An 8,512-nucleotide genomic window follows, 5' to 3' on the forward strand; every position below is an offset into this window, starting at 1 on the left:
CGTAGGTGGGGGCGGTGGCGATATCGGCTGCTTTGGGCAGGGCAGCGCGGTGCTCGGACGCGAGCTTCTGCGCCTGCGCGACGCGGCGGGCAGAACGCAGCAGCAGGCCGCCGGGATGATCAGCGCCACCAACTCGAGGATCGTGAAGATGGAGCAGGGCTGGGTGCCGATGAGGGACCTGGACATCCGGGTGCTGTGCGAGTTCTACGGCCAGCAGGACTCGGTGGCCGTCGGCCGATTGCTGGAACTGGCCCGGCTGGACCGGGAGCGCCGCAAGGCCAAGGGCTGGTGGAACCAGTACCCGCAACTGCAGGCCATGGTCGAGTACATCGCGCTCGAAGACATCGCGACCCGGTTGCGCACTTGGCAACTGGCCATCGTGCCAAGCCTGTTGCAGACGCCCGACTACGCGCGGGCGCTCGCCGTCGGGAACGGTTCGTGGGACGACCGGACGAGATCGACGTGGCAGAGCGGCCCAACGTAAAGGTGCAGGTACTTCCGTACCTGGCCGGTGCCCACCCGGGCACGACCAGCGTGTTCACCATCGTTTCGTTCGCCGACGATGCGCGCTCGACGTGGTCTACATGGATACGATCTCGACGTCCCTCTGGCTGGAGAGCGATACTGATGCTTCGCAGCACGGGCACCTTTCGAACGCATCACCCGGCTCCGACTCGCGGAGCGGAACTCGATCGGTGTGATCGACGAAATCCTCAAGGAGTTGTAGGCGCGTGGCCGCGTGCCGAGTTCGTCAAGTCCAGCTACAGCGGCGGAAACGCCGGACAGGAGTGCCTGGAGGTAGCTCGTAATGTCCCTGGTGTCGTGGCCGTCCGGGATTCCAAAGACTCCGGCGGGCCCGTCGTCACGTTCTCGCCCGCCGCGTGGGGCGCCTTCGTCGGGGGCGTGGGGGACTCACAGCGGTCGTAGCGTGAAGAGGTTGTCGGACGGGTCCACGACTGCCTCGAACCTCGCCCCGACCCGGAAACGGTCCTCGTGGTCGCACCGGTAGACGGCCTCGAAGACCGGGACGTCCGCGCCGCTGATCCGCAGGGTCAGCACGGAGACGTCCGCCGAGCCGTCTCCCGGATCGACCCGTTCCGCGGCGACTATCTCCGCCACGGCCGGCCGTCCCGACTGCCGCAGGCGCGCCGTGTCCGCCTTCGCCTCAGCCGTGTCGGACCAGATGACACAACCACTGAGGACCATGAGCGGCGAGAAGAGCGACCAGGCCCAGTGGAGGTCGCCGAAGACGGCCAGGGCGGGCAGGACCGGGGTGGAGGCCCAGCAGACCACGGCGATCGTTCGGCCCACCACCTGCAGGACGGCACCGCCGATGTTCGCCTGTCGTGCGCTCTGCGCGCCCTCGTCGACGGTCATCCCGTTTCCCGGCGGCTCCGGCGTTGGCGTGCCGCCTCGTACAGGACCACCGTCGCCGCGTTCGACGCGTTCAGGGAGCTCGCCGAGCCCGACATGGGGATGCTCACGACGTGGTCGCACAGCTCGCGCCAGCCGGCGCTCAGGCCGGTCGTCTCGTTGCCGATCGCCAGCAGCACCGGCCGGGTGAGGTCGAACCGGTCGACGTCGGCCTCGCCGTGCTCGTCCGTGCCGACGACCGTGACGGGCCGTCCGCCCGCGCGCTCCTTCGCCAGCCACTCCGCCACCTCGTGGTGCGACGGGCTGCGGACGACCGGGAGGGCGAACAGCGAGCCCGTCGTGGCGCGTACGGACTTGGGGTCGTAGACGTCCGCCGCGTGGCCGGTGACGATCAGCCCGTCCGCGCCGAAGGCGTCCGCCGAGCGGATGATGCTGCCGACGTTGCCGGGCTGGGTGGGGCGGTCGAACAGCAGGCCCAGGAAGTTCTCATGGACGGGGATCCGGCCCAGGTCGTCCGGCCGCATCTCGACCACGGCCAGGACCTCGGGCGGGCCGTCCGTGCGCTCGCCCAGTTCGGCGAGGAGTTCGGGGGCCATCGCGACACGGTCGGTGGTGATGCCGCGCAGCAGCTCCTCGGCCCACCGCGAGAGCGGGCGGCTCGCGTCGTACAGCAGGGCGCGTACGTTCCACCCGTGCTCGACGGCCGTGGTGATGGGCCGCACGCCCTGCACGAGGAACTCGTTCTGGCGCTTGCGCTTGTTGCGGTTGGCGAGCAGCGCGTGCCACTGCTGGAAGCGGGCGTTGCGGGTCGTGATCCGCTGACCGGCCACCCGTCCTCCTCGTCGCGCGGTGATGCCTGACCGGGGAAGGCTACAGGGGACGCGCGGGGGTCAGTCCGTAGACGGGGACGCCGTCCACGGTGCTGCCACGCGCGTGGATGCAGACGTGCTTGCGCATGAACCGCAGGCACTCGTTGACGCGGTGCTCGGTGAGGCCCGTGCGGGTGGCGATGGATTCCAGGGACTGGCGGAGTTCGCCGTCGGCGGCGAGCGCCGGCGCGATGGTGACGGCGACGGCCCAGACGTCCTCGGTCACCGACATGCGCGACTTCCAGTCGGCGAGTACGGCGTCGGGGGTGGTGGTGCGCGGGGGCGGCGCGGTCGAGCGGTCGGCCAGCAGCGCGTCGAGCCGGTCGGCGATCCGTTCCATGGCTCGGGTGGCGGCCTGATGGGCGATGAGCGTTTCGCGACGGTTTTCGAGCGTTTCACGCTGTACTGCTGCGAATTGCTCGTCCAGCCGTATGTTCCGCTCCTCCAGCCGGACGATCGCGTCGGCGACCTGCGCGGGCATGGCGTAGGCCGCGGGCGCGGCGGGGACGGACGGCTGCGTCTCGGCGCGGGGGAGAGCGTAGGAGCCGGTGCTCTGGACTGTCACGATCACCTCTGAGACCCACTGCTTGAAGGGCAGACAAGAGGGTTTGGTACATCCGTTGACGAGGAGGATCAGGCCGTGGAGGTCGACGAGTTGCAAGTCTCGACGCCACTCTCTACCTGCGGGAACGCTGAGACCGTAACCCCCAGTGACACTCTCAAGAATGTCTCGATGACCCTCTGGGACATGGTCGGTGACCGCCATTCTCGAGTTGCTGTAACCCAGCCTCTTGCACACGTCCACCGCCGGGAACCAGTGACTCCCGTCCGGCATCGTGAGCCGCCGGATCCGGGCCCCCGTCGCTCCGAAGACGAAGTCCCCGATGTCGATCGCCTCGTGCCGCGCAGCCGTGTCCGACGGCTGAATGTGTTTGTTCATGCGAACCACCTCCATGGGAGGGAACGTAATAGCGAACAAACCTCAAACATGAAGAAAGGGCCCGATATTCACCACTGAGAGTGAGGAGTGAGCGTTTCTGCAACAGCGCCGTCAACGACGAAGGCGCGGCCACCGGGTGGTGGCCGCGCCCTTTACCGCATCCCGCAGGGGGGTCAGTCGCGCTGGGCGCCCGCCGGCAGCTGGCGGAGCTTCATCGTCGGCGCGGCAGACGCGCCGGAGTAGTAGTCGAGAAGCTTCGCCGCGTCGTTGTAGCGGTCCGTGCCGTTCAGGATGACGCCGATGTGCGTCTTGCCGTTACGGGTGGCCGCGAAGATCAGGCAGGGCCCGGCGGCCGTGCCCGTGCCGGTCTTGATGCCGAACGCGCCCGAGTACGAGCCGAGCAGCTGGTTCGTGTTGTGCCAGGTGTACGTGCGCGTGGCGCCCGTGCTGCTGGTGGCAGACGTCTTGATGGTCGTCGTCTTGACCACCGTACGGAGCGCGGAGTTCTTCATCGCGTACTGGGCGATCGTCGCCAGGTCGCGCGGGGTCGTGTAGTTGTCGCCGGCCTGCGAGATGCCGTCGAACGAGTCGAACTTGGTGTTCTTCAGGCCCAGCTCGGTCGCCTTCGCGTTCATCTTCGAGATGAACGACTTCGTGCGCGCCGCGACCGTGGAGCCGGTGCCGATCGCGTCCGCGAGGGCGTACGCCGCGTCGCAGCCCGACGGCAGCATCAGGCCGTACAGGAGCTGGCGGATCGTCACCTTGTCGCCGGTGCGCAGGTCCGCGGTGCTCGCGCCCTCACGCACCACGTAGTCGCGGTACGTCTGCTTGATGGTGACCTTGCGGTTGAGGTCGATGCCCTTGGTGTTGAGCACGACGGCCGCGGTCATGATCTTGGTGGTGCTGGCCATCTGGCGACGGGTGTCACCCGTCTTGGTGTAGCGCGCCTTGCCCGTGTCGCTGTCCAGCAGGAAGGCGCCCTTGGCCGAGAGCGTCGGCAGAGCGGCGGCGGCGGCCGGTGCGGACTCGGCCGCCATGGCCGCGGGCGCGACCAGGGCCGTGCCCGTCAGCATGGCGCCCGCGGTGAGGGCGACCACAGCGGTTCTACGCACGTTTCTGCGCACGCCCGGGAGACTGGTTATCAAAGGAACGCTCCGATGTCGCAAATGCGTTGGTCTGAAATGAATTGGGCCCCACTCGTAAATGGGGAGTCCACTGAAAGACGCGCGAAAGGCCCGAAAGGATGCACGGCACGTCGGGGAAATCCCCCGTTCGCCGTCCCTTCATGTTGTTCCGCGATGTGGACGGTACCCCCGTCGTATGCCTGTTGTATCTAAGCTGTGCGCATGCCTGCCGCGCCCGCCGCCACCTCCCCCGACGCCCCCGTGAAACAGCCTCCCGCCGCCGACCGCGTCTACAGCCACATCAAGCAGGGTGTTCTCGACCGGCACTACCAGGGCGGCACCCTCCTTACGGAGGGGGAGCTCGCCGAGGCCGTCGGGGTGTCTCGCACCCCCGTGCGCGAGGCGCTGCTCAAGCTGGAGGTCGAAGGGCTGATCAAGCTCTATCCCAAGAAGGGCGCCCTCGTCCTCGCCGTCTCCGCGCAGGAGATCGCCGACGTCGTCGAAACGCGCCTGCTGGTCGAGGAGTTCACCGCCCGCAAGGCCGTCCCCGCGTCGGCGGCGCTCGTCGCGCGCCTGGAGGAGCTGCTCGACGAGCAGCGCCGCCTCGCCGACGAGGGGGACCTCGCCGCCGTGGCCGTCACCGACCGCTGCTTCCACGCGGAGATCGTGCGCCACGCCGGAAACGAGATCCTGTCGAAGCTCTACGACCAGCTCAGGGACCGGCAGTTGAGGATGGGCGTCGCCGTCATGGAGGCGCACCCCGAGCGCGTACGGACGAGCATCACCGAACACGCCGAACTGCTCGAAGCCATCCGGGCCGGCGACGCGGAGGCCGCCGCGCGGTGCGTGCGCGCCCACGTCAGCCGCGTCAAGGTGCTCATCCGGGGTGAGGCCAGGTGAGTACGGGACCCTCGGGACCCTCGGGACCCCCCGGGCCGTCAGGGCGTGGCCCCGCCCTCACCCTCCCCGGCGACCCGCCCGGCGGCCGGCGCGCCGTCGCCGTGTGGAGCGTCGGTGTCGCCGTCTACTTCGTCGCCGTCATCTTCCGTACGAGCCTGGGCGTCGCCGGGCTCGACGCGGCCGACCGCTTCGACGTCAACGCCTCGGCCCTCTCCACGTTCTCCATCCTCCAGCTCCTCGTCTACGCCGGGATGCAGATCCCCGTCGGCCTCATGGTCGACCGGCTCGGCACCCGCAGGGTCCTCACCATCGGCGTGACGCTCTTCACCATCGGCCAGCTCGGCTTCGCCCTCGCCCCCTCCTACGGCACGGCGCTCGCCGCCCGCGCGCTGCTCGGCTGCGGTGACGCGATGACCTTCATCGCCGTACTCCGTCTGGGCGCGCACTGGTTCCCGGCCCGCCAGGGGCCGCTGATAGCCCAGTTCACCGGACTGTTCGGGATGGCGGGGAACCTGGTCTCCACCCTCGTCATCGCCCGGCTGCTGAGCGACCTCGGCTGGACCACGACGTTCGTCGGCAGTTCGATGGCCGGTGTCGTCGTCCTCGTACTGATGCTGTTCTTCCTCAAGAACCACCCCGAGGGTCACGAACCGCCGCCGTCCGAGCACGCCGGCGCGACCTATGTACGGAGGCAGATAGCTCAGTCGTGGCGGGAGCCCGGCACCCGGCTGGGGCTCTGGGTGCACTTCACCACCCAGTTCCCCGCCATGGTGTTCCTGCTGCTGTGGGGCCTGCCGTTCCTCGTCGAGGCCCAGGGGCAGTCCCGGGCCACGGCGGGTGACCTGCTCACCCTGATCGTCCTCGTCAACATGGTGATCGGCCTCGTCTACGGGCAGATCATCGCCCGCCACCACGCCGCCAGGGCCCCGCTGGCCCTCGGCACCGTCGGCGTGACCGCGCTCGTGTGGGCGTCGACGCTCGCCCACCCCGGCCAGGCGCCGATGTGGCTGCTGATCACGCTCTGCGTCGTCCTCGGCGCGTGCGGGCCCGCCTCGATGATCGGCTTCGACTTCGCACGGCCCGCGAACCCGCCGGCCCGTCAGGGGACCGCCTCCGGCATCGTCAACATGGGCGGTTTCATGGCCTCGATGACGACGCTGCTCGCCGTCGGCGTGCTGCTCGACGCGACCGGCGGCGACTACCGCGTCGCGTTCTCCTCCGTCTTCGTCCTCGAAGCGCTCGGGATCGTCCAGATCCTGCGGCTGCGGGTGCGCACGGCGCGGCGGGAGCGCGAGCGGCTGGTGGCGAGCCGGGTGGAGGCCGTGCACGTACCCGCCTGAGCGCCGAGCCACGTAAGGAGGCGGCGTTACGGCGTGACCGCGAACTCCCGCAGGATCGCTGCCGCCAGGTCCGTGTCCCCGTCCGTCTTGACGCGGTCCGGCACCGCGGCGGCCCGTACCCGCCCGCACGCCAGCCGGAAGTACGTCTCCCAGTCCATCGTGAGCGTCACCGCGGGACCGAGGGAGGGGGAGCCGTCTATCCTGCCGCGGCCGTCCGCGTCGACCCGGACCGTCCGCAGGAACTCGACGGGACCGTGCACGTCGAAGACGATCGCCGTGTTCGGCGGCGCGCCCGCGTCCTTCGCGACGACCTTCGGGAGGGCTTCGAGGAGGACGTCGCGCGTGACCAGCGCGCCGCCCGAGTCGAGGTTGCCGGGCCTGCTCAGCGTCGTACGCAGATCCTGCTCGTGCACCCAGATGTCGAACGCGCGGTTCCGCATGGCCTGTTCGAGCGTCTGCTCCGTACCGAGGGGGGCGCGGACCATGGCGTCCGGCGCGCGGTTCTCGTTTCGCAGCTGGCGGTTGCGGCGGATGATCGTGTATTCGAGCTCGGAGGTCATCTCCGGCGCGGTGTGGTGGCGCCGTACGTCCACCTGCATCTCCATGTAGCGGGAGATCTCGCTCTGTACGTGGTACAGGTCGCGCGGCAGCGTGTGGATGGGGCGTGGGTCCCCGAGCATTTCGCATTCCAGACCGATGACGTGCGAGACGACGTCCCGCACCGACCAGCCGGGGCACGGCGTGCGCCGGTTCCACTCGCCCTCGACGAGTGGCTGGACCAGCTCGGCTATGGCTTCAATGGAGTGGGACCAGGCATCGGCGTAGGTTTGAAGGCTGGGATGGACGGTCACGGGACCCCTCGACGGTTCTGCGGTTAGCGGGCTGGGCTGCTGGCTGCGGGCGGCGGGCTGTGGGCTGCGTGGGAGGTTCGAGAGCCTAAGTTACGCTGCCCGTTGGCACCCCGGCAGTGCTTTCGTGTGACGATCGTAGGCCCGTGTAGACGGCTCGAATGCCAGGACGGTGGTAGTGTGCGCGCCTCCCTCATCCAGATCGCAGTAGACCCGGACGAATCGGTCAATTCCCGTAGGGAGCGCGCCGCTTCGCTGGTACGGGAGCAGCGCGGCGCCGATCTGGTGGTCCTGCCCGAACTCTGGCCGGTGGGCGCTTTCGCGTACGAGTCGTTCGCCGCCGAGGCGGAGACGCTGGACGGCCCGACGTTCCGGGCGATGTCGCGGGCGGCGAGCGACGCCGGTGTCTGGCTGCACGCCGGGTCCATCGTGGAACGCGCCCCCGAGGCCGTTTTGGACGGCGCGGCCGACCTCTACAACACCGCGCTGGTCATCTCCCCGGACGGCGCCCTCGCGCGCTCGTACCGCAAGATCCACCGCTTCGGCTTCGACAAGGGCGAGGCGACGCTGATGGGCGCGGGCGACGAGCTGGCGACCGTCACGCTGCCGGACGCGGTGCTGGGGCTGGCCACCTGCTACGACCTGCGGTTCCCCGAGCTGTTCCGGGGGCTGCTGGACGAGGGCGCGCAGGTCTTCGTGGTCCCGGCGGGCTGGCCGGCCCGCCGCCGGGCGCACTGGACGCTGCTGGCGCAGGCGCGCGCGGTGGAGAACCAGTCGTACGTGCTGGCCTGCTCGACGGCCGGGACCCACGCCGGGGTGGAGCAGTCGGGCCACAGCATCGTGGTCGACCCGTGGGGTGAGGTACTGGCGGAGGCGGGCCCCGGCGAGGAGGTCCTGACCGTCGACTTCGACCCGTCGAAGGTCGCGACGACGCGCGAACGGTTCCCGGTCCTGAAGGACCGCCTGCTGGGCGTTACGGCACCCCGCCGCTGAGCCCGTCCGGGGGCGGGGGCGGCGCCTCTGCGGGGGCATCGGCTCGTGGGTTCCGCGTCTGCCGGTCGGCCCGGCCGGCCGCGAACACACGGGCCGCGCCTGTCCGGTGTGGCTGGCCGCCCCG

At 69.7% G+C, this 8,512-nt stretch carries 8 protein-coding genes and 2 pseudogenes; 5 read left to right on the plus strand and 5 right to left on the minus strand.

What is annotated here, in order from left to right; genetic code table 11:
• The first annotated feature begins 22 nt into the window (after nucleotides 1–22).
• Nucleotides 23–727, plus strand: a pseudogene (locus tag GXP76_RS15855) (Scr1 family TA system antitoxin-like transcriptional regulator).
• An 8-nt stretch (nucleotides 728–735) separates the two neighbouring features.
• Nucleotides 736–927: pseudogene (locus GXP76_RS15860) on the plus strand (DUF397 domain-containing protein); the annotation flags it as partial.
• On the opposite strand, the gene GXP76_RS15865 reads toward GXP76_RS15860, so the two are convergent.
• The 4 genes from GXP76_RS15865 to GXP76_RS15880 form a co-directional block, all read right to left on the minus strand.
• Complete coding sequence (locus GXP76_RS15865) at nucleotides 913–1,377, minus strand: hypothetical protein (protein ID WP_242572161.1); 465 nt, start codon at nucleotides 1,375–1,377, stop codon at nucleotides 913–915. The pseudogene GXP76_RS15860 and the gene GXP76_RS15865 sit on opposite strands and share 15 nt — an antisense overlap.
• Nucleotides 1,374–2,204 carry an RNA methyltransferase gene (locus GXP76_RS15870; RefSeq protein ID WP_242572162.1) on the minus strand — a complete coding sequence of 277 codons (831 nt, stop codon included), beginning with the start codon at nucleotides 2,202–2,204 and terminating at the stop codon, nucleotides 1,374–1,376. The genes GXP76_RS15865 and GXP76_RS15870 overlap by 4 nt, the downstream gene beginning before the upstream one ends.
• A gap of 40 nt (nucleotides 2,205–2,244) precedes the next feature.
• Nucleotides 2,245–3,183 (minus strand): Bro-N domain-containing protein, encoded by a 939-nt coding sequence (locus GXP76_RS15875; RefSeq protein WP_242572163.1) that lies wholly within the window; start codon nucleotides 3,181–3,183, stop codon nucleotides 2,245–2,247.
• A gap of 173 nt (nucleotides 3,184–3,356) precedes the next feature.
• Nucleotides 3,357–4,256 (minus strand): D-alanyl-D-alanine carboxypeptidase family protein, encoded by a 900-nt coding sequence (locus GXP76_RS15880; RefSeq protein WP_242572170.1) that lies wholly within the window; start codon nucleotides 4,254–4,256, stop codon nucleotides 3,357–3,359.
• A gap of 273 nt (nucleotides 4,257–4,529) precedes the next feature.
• On the opposite strand from GXP76_RS15880, the gene GXP76_RS15885 reads away from it, so the two are divergent.
• Both GXP76_RS15885 and GXP76_RS15890 read left to right on the plus strand, forming a co-directional pair.
• Nucleotides 4,530–5,207: a GntR family transcriptional regulator gene (locus GXP76_RS15885; RefSeq protein ID WP_242572164.1), complete on the plus strand. Its 678-nt coding sequence runs from the start codon at nucleotides 4,530–4,532 to the stop codon at nucleotides 5,205–5,207.
• Nucleotides 5,204–6,547, plus strand: a complete 1,344-nt coding sequence (locus tag GXP76_RS15890) for a nitrate/nitrite transporter (RefSeq protein ID WP_374361202.1) — start codon at nucleotides 5,204–5,206, stop codon at nucleotides 6,545–6,547. Before GXP76_RS15885 ends, GXP76_RS15890 begins: the two co-directional genes overlap by 4 nt.
• A 26-nt stretch (nucleotides 6,548–6,573) precedes the next feature.
• Here GXP76_RS15890 and GXP76_RS15895 read toward each other — a convergent pair whose 3' ends face one another.
• A complete protein-coding gene (locus GXP76_RS15895) occupies nucleotides 6,574–7,398 on the minus strand; it encodes a maleylpyruvate isomerase family mycothiol-dependent enzyme (protein WP_242572165.1) in 825 nt (274 codons plus the stop codon).
• A gap of 177 nt (nucleotides 7,399–7,575) precedes the next feature.
• Here GXP76_RS15895 and GXP76_RS15900 point away from each other — a divergent pair, with 177 nt between their 5' ends.
• Nucleotides 7,576–8,388 (plus strand): carbon-nitrogen family hydrolase, encoded by an 813-nt coding sequence (locus tag GXP76_RS15900; protein ID WP_242572166.1) that lies wholly within the window; start codon nucleotides 7,576–7,578, stop codon nucleotides 8,386–8,388.
• Nucleotides 8,389–8,512 lie beyond the last annotated feature (124 nt).

Source organism: Streptomyces sp. NP-1717 (assembly GCF_022695985.1).
GTDB lineage: Bacteria > Actinomycetota > Actinomycetes > Streptomycetales > Streptomycetaceae > Streptomyces.